We start from the raw sequence: 19537 nt of genomic DNA on the forward strand, positions 1-19537 counted from the left end.
CCCCGGTGGTGTGGACTGGTATGCCCCGGTTCTGATGGAGTCGGGTTGCTGGACGATTGACGCTCCAGCAGCCTTCGGAGGCCGTGATGCCCCGCAGCTATCCGCCCGAGTTCCGCCGCAAGGTCCTTGATCTCGTTGCATCCGGAAGGAAGGTCGTCGAGGTAGCCCAGCTCCTTGGCATCAGCGATCAGACGATCTACGTCTGGCGGCGCCAACACCTCATCGACACCGGACAGTTGCCCGGCACGACCAGCAACGACCGGTCCGAACTCGCTGCGGCCCGCAAACGCATCGCCGAGCTGGAGGCCGAGTTGGCTATCCACCGGCGGGCCGCCGAACTGCTGGGCGAGGTCACGTCCCCAAAAGGCGGTTCGAAGCCATCCGCGTGATGGCCCGTGAACACCTGCCAGTGCAGCTGGCCTTCCGGGTGCTGCACGTCGCGGAGTCCGGGTACTACGCCTGGCGGGAGCGTCCGCCGTCGAACCGCCTGGTCAAGCGCGCCTGGCTGACCGAGGCCATCGTGGGCATCCACACCGCCTCCCGCGGCACCTACGGGACGCGCCGGGTGCACGCCGAGCTCGGTCTGGGCCTGCGCATCCATGTCAGCCACGGCACTGTGGAGCTGCTGATGCAGCGCGCCGGCCTGCCCGGCAACCGGCGCCCCCGCGCCAAGCACGTGACCCCATCGGTCGCCGATCTGGTGGAGCGGAACTTCACCCGTCACGCCCGGGACCAGTTATGGGTCACGGACATCACCGAGCACCCCACCTTTGAGGGCAAGGTGTACTGCGCGGTCGTCCTGGACACGTTCTCGCGACGCGTGGTGGGCTGGCCGATCGACGCCTCGCCCACCGCGGCGCTGACCACCAACGCCCTGGCCATCGGCAACCGCTCCCCGCGGCCGGGCGGCACCCTCATCCACTCCGACCACGGAGTGCAGTTCGGGTCCTGGGCGTTCACCCAGCGCGCGAGGGCCTCCGGGCTGCTGCCCTCGATGGGCTCCATCGAGGACTGCGTGGACAACGCGATGATGGAGTCCTTCTGGGCCCGCGTCCAGGTCGAACTACTCAACCGCAGAAGGTGGCGAACCCGCCTGGAGCTGTCTACCGCCCTCTTCGAGTACCTGGAAATCTTCCACAACCGCCAGCGCAGACACTCCGCACTGGGCATGCTCAGCCCGGTGGAGTACGAACAACGCACCCCGCCAGCAGCCTGAAACCAAGCAACTCGACTCCACCCAACGCGGGACGTCCGTCCTGATACCAGGTCTACGGTCCTGGCATCAGGACCGCACACGAACGCCGGGAGGAGGAGCGGGGACGACGGGCAGTTCGGTGCCCGGAGGCCGCAGGGGCGGGACGGTCGGCCGCTCGGGAACGACCGTACCGGTGCGCCGGAACCGGCTCGGGCTGACGCCTCGGATCCGTTTGAACGCTGCGCTGAACGCGAACGCGTCGGAGTAGCCCACGGTGCGGCCGATCTCCGCGACGGTCGCCGCCTCACGTTCGGCCAACAGGTCCGCCGCGAGCGTCATGCGCCAGCGGGTGAGGTAGGTCAGCGGCGGTTCGCCGACCAGGTCGGCGAACCGCTTCGCCAACGTGGAACGTGACACTCCGGTCCGGTCGGCCAGCGAGGACACCGTCCACGGGGCCGCTGGTTCGGCGTGCAGCAGGCGCAGCGCGTCGCCGACCACCGGGTCCCGCTGGGCGGCGTACCAGGCGGGCGGCTCGCCGCCGGGCCGGTCGAAGTACTCGCGCAGCGCGCACACCAGCATCCAGTCCAGCAGCCGGTCGAGGACCACCTGCTGGCCCGGGGTGTCGGTGGCGACCTCGGCGGCGAGGTGGTCGAGTACGGCGTCGGTCCCGCCGCCGGATACGACGTGCAGCACGACGGGCAGCCCGTCCAGCAGCCTGCGGCTGATCTCGCCGCGTACCGGGTAGGCGCCGACGATCAGCGTCGTCGCGCCGTCGCAGGCGTCGCCGTCGCAGTCGTTCCAGCCGAGCCGGTGCCGGGTCCCGCCCTGCTCGGGCGTCGCGCAGTGCTCGCCGCACGCGATCGGTTCGGCCCGGGTGCCGACCTCGTCGACGAAGGTGAACGGTGCGGGGCCCCGCACGATGACCGTCTCGCCGGCGCGGAGCTGTTCGGGCGGGTGGTGCTCCGGCACGATCCAGCCCGCCCCGCCGAGGACGGTGCACAACGTCAGCGGCGCGCCGTCCACGAAGTGCAACGCCCAAGGCGGGGACAGGATCGAGTTGCCGAACAACGAGCCCTGGGCCCGCATCCCGCGGAAGAGGTCACCGAACGCGTCCACCCCACCGAGGTTAGACGATTACACATGCGATCCGGCTTTTCACCTATGTATTCGTCCGAGCAGACGCCGTTGAATCGCTGCCATGAGCAACGACACCACCCTCGTCCTCGGCGCCACCGGCAAGACCGGCCGACGGGTCGCCGCCCGGTTGCGGCTGCGCGGCACGCAGGTGCGCGCCGCCTCCCGATCCAGCCGGACCCGCTTCGACTGGTCCGACCCCGACGGCTGGGATTCGGCCCTGCAGGGCATCACCTCCGCCTACGTGGTGCCCCCGCCCGTGCCCGGACCGGTACACGAGTTCGTGGCGCGGGCCGAGGCCGCCGGCGTGCAGCACCTTGTCCTGCTCTCCGGGCACGGTGCCGACGCCTGGGGTGACTCCACGTTCGGCCTGGACATGCGCTCGGCCGAAGACGCCGTGCGCGGCTCGGCACTGGAGTGGACCGTCCTGCGGCCGTCGAACTTCAACCAGAACTTCGACGAGGACCTCTTCCACGCCCCGCTGGTCGCCGGCGAACTGGCGCTCCCGGCCGGTGCTGTCCCCGAGCCGTTCATCGACCTGGAGGACGTCGCCGACGCCGCGGCCGCGGTGCTGGCCGAGCCCGGCCGGCATGCCGGGCGGATCTACGAGCTGACCGGGCCGCGCGCGCTGACCTTCGAGGAGGCCGTCGAGCTGATCTCCCGGGCGTCCGGACTGCCCATGACCTACAAGCGGCTTTCCCCCGCCGAGTACACCGCGGCGCTGGTCGCGGAGGGGTGGGGCGAGGACGACGCGCACCACGTCGCCGAGATGTTCGTGTTGATGGAGCGCGGGGTGATTGCCGAAACGACGGACGGTATCGCCACCGTGTTGGGGCGAGCGCCCCGAAGCTTCGAGGACTACGTGGTGCGGGCCGCGGCAGCGGGAGCCTGGCGGCCATGACCTCTCGGGCGGCCGTCCAGCGGCTGCGCCGGACTCCGGCGGTGGGGGTGTTGCGCGCCGGGGTGGTCTCCCAACGGTTGCCGCCGCGCATCCGGTCCGCGCTGTCAGCCCGCCGTGATCGCGGTGAGCGAACGGAGCGAAACCTCCATCCACCGTCACGCCAGCATCTTCTGAAAGGACCGCATTGACTTCCTCCCCCGCCTAAAGGCGGGGGATTCCAGCGGTCGCCCGCTGGGGTTCCTGCTTCAGCGACGACCGCCCCGTCCGGGAGGACTCCCGTTGAGGTCTTACACCGTCTCCACAGGCAGACGCCGCCAGCCCGGCGGCCAGGATGTTGCGTGCCGCGTTCACGTCGCGGTCATGCACCGCACCGCAGACGCACGTCCATTCGCGGACGTTCAGCGGCAGTTTCGCGCGGACCGTCCCGCAGTTCCCGCACAGCTTGCTGCTGGGGAAAAAGCGGTCGATCACGACGAGCTCGCGCCCGTACCAGGCGCACTTGTACTCCAGCATGGAGCGCAGCTGCGTCCACGACGCATCGCTGATGGCGCGCGCGAGGGTGCCGTTCTTCAGCAGGTTGCGGACGCTCAGGTCCTCGATCACGACCGTTTGGTTCTCACGGACGAGTCGGGTCGACAGCTTGTGCAGGACGTCACGGCGCCGGTCGGCGATCCGCGCATGCACACGGGCGACCTTACGGCGGGCCTTCTCCCGGTTCGCCGAGCCCTTCGCCTTGCGCGACAACTCCCGCTGCGCACGGGCCAGCCGCGCCCGGTCACGCCGTTCGTGCCGGGGATTGGTGATCTTCTCCCCGGTGGACAGCGTCACCAGGGAGGTGATCCCGGCATCCAGGCCGACGGCCGCCGTGGTGGCGGCGGCCGGGGCGATGTGGTCCTCGCACAGCAGGGACACGAACCAGCGACCCGCCGCGTCACGGGACACCGTCACCGTCGTGGGCTCGGCACCTTCCGGCAGCGGGCGCGACCAGCGGATGTCCAGAGGGTCGGCCATCTTGGCCAAAGTCAGCTGCCCCTGGCGCCATGTGAAGGCGCTGCGGGTGTACTCGGCCGACGCCCGCGACTTCTTGCGGGACTTGTAGCGCGGGTACTTCGCGCGCTGGGCGAAGAAGTTCCCGAACGCCGACTGCAGATGGCGCAGCGCCTGCTGCAGCGGAACCGAGGACACCTCCGTCAAGAAGGCCAGTTCCTCGCGCTTCTTCCACTGCGTCAGCGCGGCCGAGGACTGCACGTAGGAGATGCGGCGCTGCTCGCCGTACCAGGCCCGGGTGCGCTCCTCCAGCGCCTTGTTGTAGACGAGGCGGACACAGCCGAACGTGCGCGACAACTCAGCCGCCTGCACGCCGGTGGGGTAAAAGCGGTACTTGAACGCCCGCTTGACCTGCTGCGTCACGCCTCACACCGTATCAGTTTCGGTGTGAGCAGCAGGTGCCGGCCGGTGGACGGCGCACGCCGGTCCGCCCTGGCGGCGAACCGGCTCCCCCTGCCCTGCTCCGCAGGAGCTTCGCTTCCTCCCCGGCCTAAAGGCCGGGGTATCCACGAAGGAGAGACCCGATGACCACAGCCACCAGCCGGCTGACCGCCGAGGACCTCGAGTTCCTCGGACGCCCCCTGCACGGGTTCCTGTCCGTGGCCGGGGGAACGCAGCCGCCACAGCCCCGGCCAGTGTGGTTCGAGGCCACCGCAGAGGGGACGATCCAGTTCTTCACGGAGCCGGGCTCGCTGAAGGTGCGGCGCCTGCACCGCGACCCCCGCGCCTCGATCGTTGTCGCAGCCCCGGTAGGTGAGCGTGAGCGCTGGGTGTCCGTCGTCGGCCGCACCACGATGGCGGCCGACGGAGCACACGACCTGTGTTCCCGCCTCGCCGCTCGCTACTGGGACCTCGACGACCAGGCCCGGGCCCACGACCTCGCCATGATGCTGGCCGCTGACCCACTCCGCGTCGTCATCCACCCGGAGACCGTGCACCGCTACGGGCACTGACCTCCAGCCTCAGCTCACGCCACCGATACGTCGGACTACGCAGAGACAGTTGCCAGCGTGCCCAGCGTGCCCTGGTTTCCGCGTACTCTCCGGTGCGCGGCCGGGCCGGTACGCTTGAACGTGGCCAGTCGTCAGGCCACGTTGGTGTCCCGGCCGGTGGCCCTGAGGCAGTTCTTCAGACGGTAGGCCGAGGCAGTCGGTCACGATGTGCCGCTTCCGCCCGTTGATCTGCTTGCCTCCGTCGTAGCCACGCGAGCCGGCGGGTACCGTCGCGGCGGCCTTCACCGACTGCGCGTCGATGATCCCGGCCGTCGGTTCCGCCTCGCGGCCCTCACGGACCCGGACCCGGTGGTCACGAAGCCGGTCGTGGAACTCGGTGATCAGTCCGTGCTGCCGCCAACGGCGGAAGAAGGCGTAGACGCGGTCCCAGCCGGGGAAGTCCACGGGCATTGACCGCCAGGAGATCCCGCCCGCCACGAGATAGCGGATCGCATCCAACATCTGCCGGTGGCAGTACCCTTCGGGCTGCCCACCCGGCCCTCCAGCCAGGCCGGCGTGGGCAACAGCGGCCGTACCACCGTCCACTCATCGTCGCTCATGTCCGAGGGATACCGGCGCACCCGGTCCGGATGATCTGCCGCGTTGCCGTACACGTGCGCGAGGCAATCGCACGACACGACGGACGAGTTGAAGTCTGCGCGCGCGAACGCGTACAACAACAACGGAGCCTCCTTGGACCGCTCGGTCAGGTTCGCACCACCGAGCTACCAAGAGGCCCCGCCTTCATGTCCGCACCACCGCAAGATCACCCGACCAGGAACCTTGTTCGACCTGCACGTTCCATGATCGGTACGACAACGGCCTCTGAGAGCTCGCAGACAGCTTGAACAACAGGAGGCTCGCGTGAGCTTCGGTCGTAACTCTCAACAGCCGAATGATCACTGAGAGTTCACGCTCGTGCGAGATGTGTACCGGCAGGGCACTCCTGTGAGGGACGTCGAGAAGTGGGTGAAGCTGCGCATCGCCAAGTACCGCGCGTCCGAGATGAGGAGGTTCCACACCGACTGGGAGAAGTTCAACTCGACACGATGAGCGAGGCGCCCCAGGTTCGCAAGGAGGAGCACGCGAAGGCGACCCGGGTTCGCAGCGTGGAGCGCGCGAAGGCGAACGGCACCGTGCCGATCTACCTGATGCATCGGCGATCTCTCCCTTGCGTCGTGGCGTCCTCCACCGGCCCCGTGATGGCCGGTGGCGTGCCCGCGCGAGGCCAGCGCCCTGATGGCTCGGTGGCCGCTGCATGCCCCTCCTGCGGGCTCCTGACGGCCATCGTGAACACCCGCCCCTAGGGAGCGTATGTGGTTGCGATCACCAGGCGGTCCAGGTGAGTTCTCTGAGCCAGATCATCGAGGCGCGCAGGTGAGCCGGCGAAGTGGGCTGCGACGGCGCCGTCCCCAAGTCCCTGTCCCGCACGGGGCCCCGTCGCCCGTGCCTTCCTAGATCGTGCCGCTCCACGCCCGGCGGTTCTCCCGTCGGCGCACATGGCCGCGCCAGCCCGCGAGCAGCGTCATGCCCGTCCATGCGGCGACTCCCGTGACGAGGCCGCCGAGCCTGCCTTCGGGGTCGACGTCCACGGCGTCCTCCAGGGGGACGGCGCCTTCCGGGTCGCGGAGGATCTCGATGCGGTCGCCCACCCGGTAACCGGGGTTGCTTCCCCGGTACTCGAGGGTCTCGTCGAGTTCACCGTCCGGCCCGACCAGTGTGAACCGGTGGTTCTTGCTCGCCGTTCCCGCCGCGCTGTCCGCGGTGATCGTGACGGTCTCGCGGACGCCACGTCGGTCGAGCGCCGCCTCGGGGGCGTACTGGACGGACCCGACGAGAATGAAGAGCGCGGGGACCACGGAGAGGAGGGCGAGCCACCACGCCCTGTGGAGCAGCCGCAGCACGATCACGAAGACCAGGCAGCCGAGCACGCCCGCCGCGATCGGGATGAAGTCCATGCCCAGCGTGACGTAGGCGAGTCCGGTGTTGCCGGCGGCGATCCCCCAGGCGACCAGCAGCACCCAGAGCGTGGCGAGTACGGACGCCCCGGCGCTCCTTCCCGTGCGCTGCCCACCTGGAGCGGGCACTCCGGCCCCGGCCGCGTCCCCGACGCCGCCCGCCACGGGCGCGTTCATCCTCTGATCGCTCATCCGCGCAGCATACGAGGTGGCCGGAACGCCGTGCCCACGTGGCCCGGGACTGCGGCACACGAGGCGGCCTTCGAGGCCATCGGAACCGACGGTTACGCGGCCGCACGGTAGCACTGGGCCGGCACACACATCGTGACTCCTCCCCCTCATAAATGGAGGGGGCTTCTCGCTATGCCGGTGCGGCGTCGCGACGGACCAGCCCGGCCCGTAGAACGTTCAGGGCACCCACCGTGTCCGCGTGCGCGCTGTGGCCGCACAAGACACAGTGGAACTTCTCCTGGGTGGGCCGGTTCTCCTTGTCGACGTGCCCGCATTCGGGGCAGGTCCGGGAGGTGTTGCGGGGGTCCACGGCGATCACTTCCCGTCCGGCGCTTTCAGCCTTGGCGTGCAGGATCGTCAGGAAAACCCCCCATCCGGCATCCGAGATCGAGTGGTTGAGTCCGGCCTTCGCGGCGGCCCCGTTGGGCAGGAAGCCGCCGGGCTGGTCAGGGTCCGGCTTCGGGGCGGGGGCCTTGACCATGTTGCGGATCTTGAGGTCTTCGTGCGCGATGAAATCGTGTTCCCGCACGAGGTCAAGCGCGGTCTTGTGTGCGTGGTCAAGGCGCTGACGCCGGACCTTGCGGTGGAGGTCGGCGACCTTCTGAACGGCCCGCTGGTGGTTGCCGGTGCGCTTGTCGCGGCGGGCGCGAGGGAAACGGGAGAGTGCCTGCTGTGCGGCTTCGAGCTTCGCGGCGGCGCCGCGTCCGTGGCGTGGGTTGGGTACGAATTCGCCGCCTGAGTCAGCGAGGAAGTTGGCTATGCCCATATCGATGCCGACCACGCTGCCAGTTGCGGGCAGCGGCTCGGGCTGAGCCTGCTCGGCGGTCAGCACCACGTACCAGCGGCGCCCCTCGCGCTTGACCGATACGGTCTTGACCTTGCCGACCACGGGCCGGTGCTGGTTGACCTTGACATGCCCAACGCCTTGGAGGCGGACGCGGATGACGGGGTCGTGCGGGGTGGAGTCCCAGCGGCAGCCATCGCCGTCCTTGGCGAAGACCACCGTGTCGAACCAGTTCACCCCACGGAAACGCGGATAGCCCGGCACTTCACCGGACTTGACCCGGCGGAAGAACGCTTGGAACGCCTTGTCCAGCCGGCGCAGCGTGGCCTGCTGTGAGGAGAACGACCAACGGCCCTGACGCTCCGGATCGAATGCCCGGATGTCCTTGAGCTGGGCGGACTGCTGACCGTATGTGATGCTCGTCCTGGAAGCGTGCCGGTAGGCGTCGCGGCGTTCCTGCAACGCGCCGTTGTAGAGGGAGCAATGGTCGCGCAGCATCTCGGTGAGCGCGCTCTGCTGGCCCACGGTGGGCCGCATGAGGAACTTGTACGCACGGATCATCCGGCCCACCCCCTTCCCGGGCAGCTTCGAAGATCATACTACCCTTGGCATATGTCACCCCGCTGGGAACCAAACCCCGATATTCGCACCGGTCGTCACGTCACTTACAACCTTCACGCTCACTTGGTGTTCGTCACCAAGTACCGGCGGGGCATCTTCGATGACGCCATGCTCAAGAGGTGCGAGGAGATCATGCGGGAGGTGTGCGACAAGTTCGAGGTGGAGCTACGCGAGTTCAACGGCGAGGCCGATCACGTCCACCTCCTCGTGCACTACCCGCCGAAGATCGCCCTGTCGAAGCTGATCAACAGCCTCAAGGGCGTCAGCTCCCGCTACCTGCGGGCCGAGTACACCGGCCGTATCAACCGGATCGGGATGGGCTCCGTGTTCTGGTCCCGCTCCTACTTCGCGGGCTCTTGCGGCGGAGCGCCGCTCACGGTAATCCGTCAGTACATCGAGCAGCAAAAACACCCGCTCTGAAGTGCCGGTCAGAACAGTCTTAAGATGCGTTTCCCTCCCCGGCTAAAGCCGGGGATACCCACGCAAGATCAGGGATGGCGGCCGAGGTGTTCGACCAGCTCGCCGTCCTCGAACCCACCATCGCCGAGGACCACGAACGCGCCGCCACAGAGCAACGAGCCATCGCAGACGACATCCTCAGCCCCAGGAAGAGCTGATCAGCGGTTCGTTACAGGCTTCTGACGGTCACACAGGGATCGGACGGGTCACGGACACGTCTGACGCCTCAACCATGACCGCGGCCGTGGTGTTCTGGGCATCTCCTCCGCGGCCTCCTCGGCGTCGGGGGCGCCTCGGGCGCTGTGGGCTACGCTACTCCCCGTGTGGGCCTACGGAGCAGATCCCGCAGCGGCCCGCCGGGAGACTGCAAAGCATGCGCTCACGACGGGTCACCACATGCCCCCAGCCGGCCGGGTACACGACGTACCGCCGCCGGAGGAACGCTCTCGCCTGGCAGATCTACATCTCCCACGGCACCGCCGCCTCCCCGGCTGGTCCGTCCCTGGCAACCTCCGCCGCCTGGCCGACGACGAGCGGCCCCCTGCGGGACCGTGTACGACCACCGGCCGCCTACCGAGATCATCGCGTCGCATCTGTACGGCTGGATGTGCGTCGGCGCCCCGAGCGACAGCTCGGAGCCATCCCAGGACGACTGGCAGGCCCACCTGCACAACGCCAGGCACTACGTCATCCTCACGGGCGAGACCGACCTTCAGGCGGTCATCGACCGCGCCCTTCGGCTCGCGGAGACCGGAGCGGTGGAGAACCTTCTCACGCTGCTGGCCACCGCCGAGACCACAGCCGCGCGGCAACGTCGACGGTGACACGCTGCGCGAGAACTCCGGGCCGTGCGCAGCGGCCTGCGCCGGATCCAACGTCGCACCGACCTCATCAAGGGCCGCGCTCCCCCACGCAGTCCTCGTACGACGGAGCATCGCCTGCACCATCGTGGACCGGCTCACCTGTCCTCGAGACCATGGCGGAAACCGTTTTCAGTTCTGTGGGATAGCGGACTCCACCCACGGCATCGGCACGCAGGCCATCGGCCTGGCACTGCGCGGGCACCGGGTCACCGGGACGGACCTCAGCCCCCGCGCCGCCGCCCGCGCTGCCCGTGAGGCCGCCCGCCGGAGCCTGAGCCTGCGCACGGCTGCTGCTGACATGCGACGCCTCCCCTTTCCTGATGGCCCATTCGACACGGTCGTCTGCGCCGACAACTCGCTGCCTCATCTGCTGACTGAGCAGGATGTGTACGCCGCCCTGACAGAGATGCGCCGTGTGCTGCGTCCCGAGGGCCTGCTGCTGGTCAGCACACGCCACTACGACGACCTGCTGCGCGACCGCCCGGCTTCGACGCCTCCACAGGTCCACGGGAACGCCGACTGCGACGAGGGCGAAGGACGGACCGTCACCTTCCAGCTCTGGCACTGGCACGACGACGGCGAACACTACGACCTGGAGCACTTCCAACTCCTTCCGGCAGGCAGGGAATGGCGCGTCCAGGTCCGCCGTACTACTTACTGGGCACTCGGCCGAGACCGGCTGGCCGGCCTCGCAGCCGAGGCCGGGTTTGTCGACCCCGAGTGGCAGATGCCGCAGGAGACGGGCTTTTTCCAGCCGCTGCTCGTGGCCCGCGCCGGTGAGTAGGTGACTCCGCCTCTCGGCGTGGGAGGGCAGGCGTCAGCCAGCCCTGACCGGTTCCTCAGCGCGTGCTCGCGTGGTGGCGAGGCGGTAGGAGTCGGTGCCGGTCTCGATGATCCGCGGCCGTGAACCGATCCTCCGGCGCCCATCGTGCACGTCCCACTGGTCGACCATCTCGTTCAGCTCAGCGAGGGAGTCGACTTCCGGGACCGGGGTGAAGTGTTTGCGGCGGAAGTAGCCGATCACCCCTTCGACGCCGCCCTTCTCGTGGGCGCTCTCGATGCCGGGGCGGCAGGAGAAGCGGCACGCGCCGTCCGGCCCAGGGCGCGGGGTTCAGCCCGCCACGGGAACAACCGTGCCGGGGCACGGGACCGGTCAGTTCGTCTGTTCTGCCGGGGCGGGCTGCGGCAGGCGCGGCGCGGGCCAGGCCGGGTCCCATCGCCAGGACGTCCACGCGGCGGCTTCGGCGAACGGTCCGGTGCGGTCCTCGATCATCGCAAGGGCTTCGGCGCGGGCGGCGTCGACGGCCTGGTGCTCTGTGTCGGTGATGATGCCGGGCTGTCGTACGTGGCGGTACTCGTCCTCGTCCTTCCACTGCCACCGGCTCAGGTCGGGGTCGACGACCAGGTCCACGGCGAGGTCGAAGGTGTCGAACCCGTACGGTGTGCGGCGGGTGGGGTGTTCGAAGTTCACGTACCAGTTGCGCATCCCGGCAGGCGTGTAGAAGGCGTTGATGCTGAACCACGCCGTCGGGGGCTTCCACAGCAGCAGTTCGGTCTCCTGCCACACCCCGGGCATGAGCTCCCACTGCCCTGCCGCCATCGCGTCGAACGCCTCGGTGCGCGCCGACCGCTCGCCGCCGTTGCGGGCCTTGGCGTACAGGGCGGGCCAGCGGGCTTCGGCGCCGGGCGCGCACGCGGTCACCAACGCCGCGCTCGTGTCGGCGACGACCCGGAGAGTCTGTGCGCTCCACACCCGGCCGCCGCAGTGCACATCGCGCCGTACGACCGTGTGCCCCGTCTCGAAACCGCGCACCGCTCCCCTTTCTCCGTCACCGTGCGGGCGCCGGTATTCCCGGCTCAGCACCAGCTGGGTGTCCCGGGCGAGCCGCCAAGGAGAGCTTGCCCGCTCCCCCGCCCCGTCCCGCACAAAATGACCTCCCGTCCGGCATCGCCGGGTCGCGCCGCGTCAACCGGGCTACGCCGCAGGCGCGTTGCCGCCGCGAATGCGGCGTCAACCGGGCGACTTCGAGCCTCCCACCTCCGCACCGCGCAGCTGAGGGGTTGGCAGGATCTCGGTTGCGTCGACGGCATTGGACCTGTCGGCCTCGGTTCCCGTGGCGCCGACGCATTCCCGCGGCATCGGCGCCACGGTTCAGGCGGGGCCGGCCGTGGAGGGGAGCTCGTCGCGGCCGGTACTACCCACCTCCAGCTTCCTCCTGAAAACCCGCCCGACCGGTTTCGGTCCCGCGCATTTCCTCTACGCCAGGAGGCCGCACGACCGCCGGATCTCCCCCAACCGCACCCTGCGTGGGCACTTCGTCATGCCGCCCTCGCGAGCAGATTGTGACGACTCGTACTCCGAGCCCTCCCGCCAGTAGGAGCTGAGCGAGCCTCTACCGGGCAGGCTTGCCCAGCCACCGATGTCCTGGACCAGTAACCAGTCATCCAAGCGTCGGCGGCGAGGCGGTGGGGGTCCGCAGCGCCTGCGCGGTTCTTTCGCAGGCCCTGGCGAGGTGTTCCCGGAACGGATAGAGCCTGGGGTTGGTTGCGCCTTCCGTCCGTAGGGCGGCGAGCGCCTCGATCCACTCGACAGCGTCCTCGGGCAGTGTGTACGGCTGCCCGCTGAGACGCGCTGCTGGCCGGGGGGCTGGCGGAATCTGGGATGGGGCTCGGAGAGCGGTGGTGCGCACCACCGTCTCGGTGCGCCGCACTACTTCACGTACGGGCTCGCGGCTCATGCCACCGTCGCTCACAGCTCGGTCTGCCCGGCTCTGTACGGTGCGCAGCTCCCACGCCCGTCGGCGGTGGACCGGGCTGCAATAGCGCGGTGGTCTGCCCCGGCCGCTGTAACTGACCGGCTCACCGCACCATGCGCAGGTACGTTCCACGAGCTGCTCGCGCACAGTGGACGTCTCGTGGAGCAAGTTCTGACCGGGATCGTCCTGCCCGCTCTCCCGGGCTGTTTTCGTCGCAAACGAAACTCTAGAAGCCTGCCGCACCAAGCTGTCACCCGGTTCAGGCATCGGTTCTCCCAGTACGCAGGCAGTTCACCGGCGCGCACTTCGTGCTGCGCACCGGAGTACAGGCGGACGTCGAGGTGCTCCAGCACGCTGGCCTGCCGTGGCAGGGGGTTCCTGCACTGTGGTCGGCCTCGTGGTCGGGGCGATGGTCAGGGCGTGTCGCCGTAGTAGTAGAAGCGGCACGCGACACCGGGTCCGTGGGCGCGGGGTTCCCCGGGGCGCGGGCCGTACAGGGCGCGGCCGCCGGGGCACCGCGACAGCTCGGTGGACAGTGCCACGCCGTCGTCGACTTCCTCGGTCCGCCATCCGTGGATGTCCAGCAGCAGGCCGTCCAGCGGTCCTCCGACCAGTGCGGCGTAGGTCCGGTGTGGGAGCGGGCCGGGGTCGGGGGCGTCATGGTCGGCGCCGTAGACGTGGCCGTTCAGCAGCTGCTCGTCTCCGTTCATGCCGTCCAGCCTCGCAGCCGCCACCGACAACGCCCTCGCGGCGGCGGGCCCGGCCCGAGCCTCCATTCATCCAGGCCAGGCCGGGCCCGCTGTGCTCACCGCGCCTTCGGCAACGTGTCCAGAGAGCAGCGTTCCTCCCCCGCGCTGCGGCCGGGCCACTCGCCCCACCGGCTCATCGGGGCCGTGTTTGGTCAGCGGCCCCAGCGTCACAGTCTCGGGACAGGCACAGGGCTCACGGGCTGCCCGACTGGGTAACGCCCTGCGCCAATTGGCCGACGACGTCGAGGATGGTCTGGCCGAACGCGGTAGGGGCGATCAGTACACCGAAGACCAACACGATCACGACGGTCAGCTTCTCGTCGTTGCGGCTTCGGGCGTGCGTGCGCCGCCGCAGCCGCACGACGATGATGACCGCCAGCAGAACCGCAACATTGATCGACAGAACCACCCGGCCAGCCCTCCCCGTCACAGGAACGTCCCAGCCCACAAGTAGCTCGAACCACTCCATGCGGGTGGGTTGATTACTGTTCGTTGGCGGCAAAACGCTTCTGCCCGGCTGATTTTCCGGCCTTGACCGGCCAGGGCGCGCCGTGGCCCTCGTCATCCCGCCGGGTGACGCGGCGCCTTCGGGAGCCGTCCCGCCAGGCGGGCCCGCGGCTGCGTCTCGGGCGTGCCCGGGTCAGGTCTGCGGTCGCACCGGACGGCCGACGGTCCACAGGTCGCCGGGAGCGCGGACGAACGCGCCGTGGGTCTGCATGTCCCGCTTCAGCTGTGCGGCGGAGATGATGTGGCCGCACCGGGCGAGCGCGCCACGCAGCTCGCCGGGCGTCAGCGGGGAGCCGCAGCGCGCGAGGTGACGGGCGGCCAGTTGCTCGCGGGTGGGGTAGGCCGGGGGCTCCACCACCAGGAGCGAGTCACTGAGCGCCTGGTGCTCGGTCATCCCGGCTTCCGCCAGTTCCAGCAGCGGCTTCGCCACACCCCCTGCCTGCGACAGGCGACGTCTCCAGTTGTCGCGGGGCAGGTAGCCGTGGCTGTGGCACCACCACAGCAGCCCGCCCACGGCGGCCGTCGCGGCCAGCGGGTTGTTCGCGGCGAGGACCACCAGGCGGTGAACGCCGGCACCGAACAGCTGGAACGCGATATCGATGAGTACCAGCGCGCTCGCGGCTGTGGCCTCCAGGCCGGCCAGGCGCAGCACGCTCTCAGCGACGGGGATCCAGTCGATGACGGCGAATCCGAAGCGGGAGAAGACGCTGTCCTTGGAGCCGATGACGCACGGCCCCAGGAACTCCGCGAGCGCCATCGTGGGCGCGTCGTCCGGGTCGCCCCGGTGCCGCTTCGTCATCTCCCGGTCGACCCGCAGAATGTGCCGGGTCTGCGGGGCCAGGTGGTCGCGGAGCTCCAGGTCGACCACTCGAAGGGCGGGCAGGATCTGCTCATTGAGTACGCGGCGTGCCTGACGTTCCGACGCTTCGAGGGCGGCGGCCACTTTGGCCAGGTGTTCGTCGACTTCGCCAGGGACGTGCGCAGCGGTGTAAGGGGTGGCGCGGCCCGTGACGGCCCGAGCGGTGACCCGTTCCTGCCGACCTCCGCTTTTGGCCAGGGCGCAGGCTTCGACCAGCAGCGCGTTGGTGTCGAGGACGGGCAGCAGCATCCGCCGGTCCAGCACCATCGGGTTGAACGCCGACCCGAAGGGGATCAGCAGAGGCGGTGCCGCATCGGCACGGTCGAGCATCATGGATCAAGTGTCGCCACCGCCACTGACATCTGTACGGGATCTTCGGGCCCGGCAGTCACAGTCCTCAGAGCCCGTCGGCCGTCAATCGCAGCAGATCATTAGCGCTTACGCGAGTGCCAAGAGTCGCTGATCTTGTGTGACAGGAGTTTCACGGACGCGTCCCGGTTGCGTACCGCCCGACGACTGGCCGAAATCCGACGGCTAGCCTGACCGCGATCAAGACGTCCGAGCGGGCGTCGGCAACATCCGGGCGAAAACGGGGACGGGGAAACGACATGGGTGGACGTGACGGGCACGCGGTGTCACGCAGGCAGGCGCTCAGGCTGGCCGGGACGGGCCTCGGCCTGGCCGTGCTGGGGGCAGGCGCATGGGGGTGCACCCCCGAGGAGGAAACGGGCGCGTCGGGCGGCGGCACAACTCCCGGCGGCAAGGGTGGTGACACCGACAAGGGCGGTGACACCTTCACCACCCCGCCCCCGGGCACCGCGCCCAAGCCGCTGTGGCAGCAGAAGACAGCCAACGACGACCTGGCCGGGATCCACGCGCTCGCGGTCATCGGGAACACGGTCGTGGTGTCGGGTGACCCGCTGGTGGGGCGTGACGCCGCCAGCGGCAAGGAGAAGTGGTCACGGCCGGGCGTCACCATTCCCGGCGCCAAGCTGATCACCGGTGGCGGGACGCTCTATCTCGCCAGCGCCGAGTACGACGGCGACGTCGTGGGCCTGGATCCGGCCACGGGCAAGGAGACCTGGCGCAGCCGCCTGGGCAAGGAGTACGAGCAGCCGCGCCCCATCGCGGCCGACGACCGCCACGTCTACGTCCTCGCCGGGATCCTGGAGGAGGACTCCTCGTCGCCGACCAACGTGATCGCCGCGATCGACACCACCTCCGGCAAGATCGCCTGGCGTGAGCAGCGTGACAAGGGGACCGAGGAGTTCGGCATCACCGCCGCGGTCGTCGGCGGGCGTCTCGCGTACACCGACTACCGGAAGAACGTGACCGTCCGCGACGCGGCGACGGGCCGGCAGCTCTGGACGAAGAAGATCGGCAGGTCCAACTACTACCGATTCGCCGTGCACGAGGACCTGGTGATCGTGCCGGACGGGGAGCGGCTGCGGGCGTTCGCGCTGGCCGCGGGCACGGAACGCTGGTCGCTGGCGAATGAGAAGTTCACCTGGTTCAACGATCCGCAGGTCCTGGACGGGGTGCTCTACGCCTCCGACAGCGCGTACGGCATGTGGGCGGTGAACCCCGCTACGGGCAAGCGGATCTGGCACAACAAGGACCTGGTGGGCTCGGCTGCGGAGGCGTGGCAGTTCGCCAAGGTGGGCGGCACGTTGTACGGCGCGACCGAGCACGACAAAAACGGCGGCGTGCACGCCTTCGACGCGGCGACCGGGAAGCTGCGCTGGACGTGCAACGACAACACCGGTGACAGCGAGAAGTGGTACGTGGTCGCGGCGGGCAAGCGGCTGGCCGCGATGCACGCCAAGCGGCTGTACGCGCTGCCGGCCGTCTGAGCCGACGGAGGCGGGCGGGTGGCGCGGCGGCGGGAGCCTGACCACGCCCGGCGTCGGCCGCAGGACAGGGCAGGGCATCATAGGCCGGGCCGTGGGAGGCGCGGCGGGGCGCGCGGCAGCCGTTCCTTGTGGGGCAAACGACCGGCACACTCAGTGACCGGACCGGGCTACTGTGCCCGTCGTACAGGGGGGGCGAGCGCAGCCACTTCAACGAACGCGACACCGCCCTCTTCCCCACCCGCTCCGGCGTCATCGGACTGCTCGCCGCCGCCCTGGGACGCCGCCGCGGCGAGAGCCTCGACGACCTCGCCCGCCTGCCCATCACGGTCCGCACCGACCGGCCCGGCGTCCTCCTGCGCGACCTGCACACCGTCGGCGGCGGTCTGCCCGCCAAGGCCACCGTCACCACCGCCGAGGGCAAGAAACGCAGCGGTGCCACCGGCACCCTCCTGACACACCGCAACTACCTCGCCGACGCCGCCTTCACCCTCGCCCTCACCGCCGACGACACCGGCCTGCTCACCGACGCCGCGACGGCCCTCGCCTCCCCGCACTCGCCTCCCTACCTCGGACGCCGCTCCTGCCCACCCCAAGGACCCTTCCTCCTGGGCCACTTCGAAGACGTCCTGCACCACCTCGTCCACCTGCCCATCGCCTCGCCCCCACCCGCACACGACACGCGCGGCGTCGAGTTCCTCTCCGACCGCCCCCTCGACCACCTGCCTGCACCGGAAGGCAGCACCCGACCGGACACCGAGACCGGCGCCCACCCGGCCAGCGAGGTCAACGACCAGCCACGCACCTTCCACTCGCGCCACCGCGCCTACCGCGCCCGCCCCCTGTACCGGCGCACCCTCCACCTGCCCGCCCACCAGCACACCGGCCTGGGCACCGACCATCTCCGCACCCTCACCTCCTACCTCAACGAGCACCTCAACCAACCCGAAGGGAGCCCCCGTTGAGCGTCTGGCTGACCCGCCTCATCCCCAACCCCCGCTCCCAGGAGGGCGGCCGCGACCTCGCCGGCAGCACAGCGGCAATGAACCTGCACCACCGGCTCATGTCCCTGTATCCCTCCGCCGCCGGACCCGACCCCCGCGCCCAATTCGGCGTCTGCTTCCGCATCGACGACACCCCCGCAGGACCGCACATCCTCCTGCAAAGCACCCACCAGCCCGACCTCACTCAACTCCCCGACGGCTACGGCACCACCCAAAGCCGCCCCCTCGACGCCCTCCTCGACGCTCTCAAACCCGGCCTGACCATCCGCTACCGCTGCGCCGCCGGCCCCATGCGCAAACCCGGTGCCACCACGCGCCCTCTACAACCTCCCCGCCGTCATCCCCCTCACCGGCGCCCACGCCGACGAATGGTGGATCCGCCAAGCCGACACCGTCGGCCTCAAACCCCTCACCCTCAACTCCCACCCCCTCGACGCCGCCCGCACACCCATGTCGGGCAGCCCACAACGCATCCACCACGCCCGCACCCGCTTCGACGGTTCCGCCACCATCACCGACTCCGACCTCCTCCGCCAGAAGATCACCGACGGCATCGGCCGCGGCAAGGCCTACGGCTGCGGCCTCCTCAGCATTGCCCCGGCAAGGAACACTCCATGACCCGCCCCGCCCCCGCACCAAGCACTGAACGCACCCCCGGCCAGGCACGACGCAAACTCGCAGCCCCCACCGTCGCGATGCTCCCCCCGCATCGCCGACTCCCTCTACTTCCTCTACCTCGACATCGTGCGCGTCCACCAGGACGACACCGGAGTCCGCGCCGAGGTGACCAGCGAACAACGCGGCACGGAAACGGTCTACTTACCTACCGCCGCCCTGAGCTGCGTCCTTCTCGGGCCCGGCACCTCCATCACCGCCCGCGCGCTCGCCACCTTCGCCCGCCAGGGCACCACGGTCGTCATCTCCGGCTCAGGCGGAGTCCGAACATACGCCGCGGCGCTCCCTGACTCCCTGACCACCGCCTGGCTCGAACGCCAGACCCGGGCCTGGGCCGACGACGACCGCCGCCTGGCCGTAGCCACCGCCATGTACGAGAAACAATTCGGAACCGGCACCGTCCCGCCCGGCACGAGCACCGCCCAACTCCGCAGACTCGAAGGCCAACGCGTCAAAGCCCACTACCGCCTCCTCGCCCAGCAGTACCGCATCGGGCCGATTCCGCCGCGCCTACGACCCCGCGTCCTGGGACACCCAGGACCCGGTCAACCTCGCCCTCTCCTCCACCAACACCTGCCTCTACGGAATCGTCCACGCTGCGATCCTCGCCCTCGACTGCTCACCGGCTCTCGGATACGTTCACAGCGGCAAGCAACAGGCCCTCGTCTACGACATCGCCGACCTGTACAAAGCCGACCTCGCGATCCCCCTAGCCTTCTCGCTCCACAACTCCACCAACCCCGAAGGCGAAGCCCGGCGCTCCTTTCGCGACGGCCTGCGCCTGTTCAAACTCCTCCCGCAAATCGTCACCGACATCCAGGAACTCCTCGACCCCGGATCCAGCCGGGACGTCCCCGATCTCGAGGAGCAACTTGTCGACTTGTGGGACCCGGTGACCGGACCCGTCCCCGGCGGGGTCAACCATGCAACCGATACGTGACCGCCGACGCCG

General features: G+C 69.6%; 20 protein-coding genes and 3 pseudogenes. 14 read left to right on the top strand and 9 right to left on the bottom strand.

Annotated features, from left to right (window positions below; translation table 11 throughout):
* Positions 1 to 86 precede the first annotated feature (86 nt).
* A pseudogene (locus SLINC_RS00595) lies at positions 87 to 1216 on the top strand (IS3 family transposase).
* A gap of 66 nt (positions 1217 to 1282) precedes the next feature.
* Here the strand turns inward: SLINC_RS00595 and SLINC_RS00600 are convergent.
* The gene (locus SLINC_RS00600; RefSeq protein ID WP_079164337.1) at positions 1283 to 2311 is read right to left on the bottom strand and encodes an AraC family transcriptional regulator; all 1029 of its coding nucleotides are present in this window, start codon (positions 2309 to 2311) and stop codon (positions 1283 to 1285) included.
* Between the two features lie 82 nt (positions 2312 to 2393).
* Here SLINC_RS00600 and SLINC_RS00605 point away from each other — a divergent pair, with 82 nt between their 5' ends.
* Complete coding sequence (locus SLINC_RS00605; protein WP_067425277.1) at positions 2394 to 3230, top strand: NAD(P)H-binding protein; 837 nt, start codon at positions 2394 to 2396, stop codon at positions 3228 to 3230.
* 201 nt (positions 3231 to 3431) lie between these two features.
* Here SLINC_RS00605 and SLINC_RS00610 read toward each other — a convergent pair whose 3' ends face one another.
* A complete protein-coding gene (locus SLINC_RS00610) occupies positions 3432 to 4640 on the bottom strand; it encodes an RNA-guided endonuclease InsQ/TnpB family protein (RefSeq protein ID WP_067425280.1) in 1209 nt (402 codons plus the stop codon).
* A 161-nt stretch (positions 4641 to 4801) separates the two neighbouring features.
* Between SLINC_RS00610 and SLINC_RS00615 the strand changes: the two genes are divergently transcribed.
* Positions 4802 to 5230 (top strand): pyridoxamine 5'-phosphate oxidase family protein, encoded by a 429-nt coding sequence (locus SLINC_RS00615; RefSeq protein ID WP_067425283.1) that lies wholly within the window; start codon positions 4802 to 4804, stop codon positions 5228 to 5230.
* 9 nt (positions 5231 to 5239) lie between these two features.
* On the opposite strand, the gene SLINC_RS49055 is transcribed toward SLINC_RS00615, so the two are convergent.
* The gene (locus SLINC_RS49055; protein WP_237281983.1) at positions 5240 to 5731 is read right to left on the bottom strand and encodes a transposase; all 492 of its coding nucleotides are present in this window, start codon (positions 5729 to 5731) and stop codon (positions 5240 to 5242) included.
* Between the two features lie 6 nt (positions 5732 to 5737).
* Between SLINC_RS49055 and SLINC_RS49975 the strand changes: the two genes are divergently transcribed.
* From SLINC_RS49975 to SLINC_RS00625, 3 genes are all read left to right on the top strand, one after another.
* Positions 5738 to 5863 (top strand): hypothetical protein, encoded by a 126-nt coding sequence (locus SLINC_RS49975; protein WP_257785173.1) that lies wholly within the window; start codon positions 5738 to 5740, stop codon positions 5861 to 5863.
* A gap of 324 nt (positions 5864 to 6187) precedes the next feature.
* The gene (locus SLINC_RS49980; protein ID WP_257785174.1) at positions 6188 to 6322 is read left to right on the top strand and encodes a hypothetical protein; all 135 of its coding nucleotides are present in this window, start codon (positions 6188 to 6190) and stop codon (positions 6320 to 6322) included.
* A complete protein-coding gene (locus tag SLINC_RS00625) occupies positions 6319 to 6576 on the top strand; it encodes a hypothetical protein (RefSeq protein WP_067425286.1) in 258 nt (85 codons plus the stop codon). Before SLINC_RS49980 ends, SLINC_RS00625 begins: the two co-directional genes overlap by 4 nt.
* 147 nt (positions 6577 to 6723) lie before the next feature.
* Here the strand turns inward: SLINC_RS00625 and SLINC_RS00630 are convergent, their stop codons facing one another.
* Positions 6724 to 7419, bottom strand: a complete 696-nt coding sequence (locus SLINC_RS00630; RefSeq protein ID WP_225988193.1) for a hypothetical protein — start codon at positions 7417 to 7419, stop codon at positions 6724 to 6726.
* A gap of 169 nt (positions 7420 to 7588) precedes the next feature.
* On the bottom strand, positions 7589 to 8803 hold the full coding sequence (locus SLINC_RS00635; RefSeq protein ID WP_067425289.1) for an RNA-guided endonuclease InsQ/TnpB family protein: 1215 nt from the start codon (positions 8801 to 8803) through the stop codon (positions 7589 to 7591).
* 51 nt (positions 8804 to 8854) lie between these two features.
* Between SLINC_RS00635 and tnpA the strand changes: the two genes are divergently transcribed.
* From tnpA to SLINC_RS00650, 4 genes are all read left to right on the top strand, one after another.
* On the top strand, positions 8855 to 9283 hold the full coding sequence (gene tnpA / locus SLINC_RS00640) for an IS200/IS605 family transposase (RefSeq protein WP_079164338.1): 429 nt from the start codon (positions 8855 to 8857) through the stop codon (positions 9281 to 9283).
* A gap of 74 nt (positions 9284 to 9357) precedes the next feature.
* A complete protein-coding gene (locus SLINC_RS49985; RefSeq protein WP_257785175.1) occupies positions 9358 to 9480 on the top strand; it encodes a hypothetical protein in 123 nt (40 codons plus the stop codon).
* A gap of 393 nt (positions 9481 to 9873) precedes the next feature.
* Positions 9874 to 10146, top strand: coding sequence for a hypothetical protein (locus SLINC_RS47100; RefSeq protein WP_067425295.1), 273 nt, complete (start codon positions 9874 to 9876; stop codon positions 10144 to 10146).
* 181 nt (positions 10147 to 10327) lie between these two features.
* Positions 10328 to 10969: a class I SAM-dependent methyltransferase gene (locus SLINC_RS00650; protein WP_225988475.1), complete on the top strand. Its 642-nt coding sequence runs from the start codon at positions 10328 to 10330 to the stop codon at positions 10967 to 10969.
* Between the two features lie 369 nt (positions 10970 to 11338).
* On the opposite strand, the gene SLINC_RS00660 is transcribed toward SLINC_RS00650, so the two are convergent.
* From SLINC_RS00660 to SLINC_RS00675, 4 genes are all read right to left on the bottom strand, one after another.
* Positions 11339 to 11998 carry a ribonuclease FAU-1 family protein gene (locus SLINC_RS00660; protein WP_067425301.1) on the bottom strand — a complete coding sequence of 220 codons (660 nt, stop codon included), beginning with the start codon at positions 11996 to 11998 and terminating at the stop codon, positions 11339 to 11341.
* Positions 11999 to 13354: 1356 nt separating this feature from the next.
* Positions 13355 to 13651, bottom strand: a complete 297-nt coding sequence (locus SLINC_RS00665) for a hypothetical protein (protein WP_067425304.1) — start codon at positions 13649 to 13651, stop codon at positions 13355 to 13357.
* A 232-nt stretch (positions 13652 to 13883) separates the two neighbouring features.
* On the bottom strand, positions 13884 to 14099 hold the full coding sequence (locus SLINC_RS00670) for a hypothetical protein (RefSeq protein WP_067444705.1): 216 nt from the start codon (positions 14097 to 14099) through the stop codon (positions 13884 to 13886).
* 231 nt (positions 14100 to 14330) lie between these two features.
* Positions 14331 to 15389 carry a PIN domain-containing protein gene (locus SLINC_RS00675; RefSeq protein WP_225988194.1) on the bottom strand — a complete coding sequence of 353 codons (1059 nt, stop codon included), beginning with the start codon at positions 15387 to 15389 and terminating at the stop codon, positions 14331 to 14333.
* Between the two features lie 275 nt (positions 15390 to 15664).
* On the opposite strand from SLINC_RS00675, the gene SLINC_RS00680 reads away from it, so the two are divergent.
* The 4 genes and pseudogenes from SLINC_RS00680 (at position 15665) to cas1e (ending at position 19525) form a co-directional block, all read left to right on the top strand.
* Positions 15665 to 16909 (top strand): outer membrane protein assembly factor BamB family protein, encoded by a 1245-nt coding sequence (locus SLINC_RS00680; RefSeq protein WP_067425310.1) that lies wholly within the window; start codon positions 15665 to 15667, stop codon positions 16907 to 16909.
* Positions 16910 to 17037: 128 nt separating this feature from the next.
* Entirely contained in the window at positions 17038 to 17871 is an 834-nt protein-coding gene (gene cas5e, locus SLINC_RS00685) for a type I-E CRISPR-associated protein Cas5/CasD (RefSeq protein ID WP_375141453.1), read from the top strand.
* Positions 17868 to 18528, top strand: a pseudogene (cas6e, locus tag SLINC_RS00690) (type I-E CRISPR-associated protein Cas6/Cse3/CasE). Before cas5e ends, cas6e begins: the two are co-directional and overlap by 4 nt.
* Positions 18525 to 19525, top strand: a pseudogene (gene cas1e / locus SLINC_RS45535) (type I-E CRISPR-associated endonuclease Cas1e). The pseudogenes cas6e and cas1e overlap by 4 nt, the downstream one beginning before the upstream one ends.
* The last annotated feature ends 12 nt before the right edge of the window (positions 19526 to 19537 follow it).

Source organism: Streptomyces lincolnensis (assembly GCF_001685355.1).
Taxonomy (GTDB): Bacteria; Actinomycetota; Actinomycetes; order Streptomycetales; family Streptomycetaceae; genus Streptomyces; species Streptomyces lincolnensis.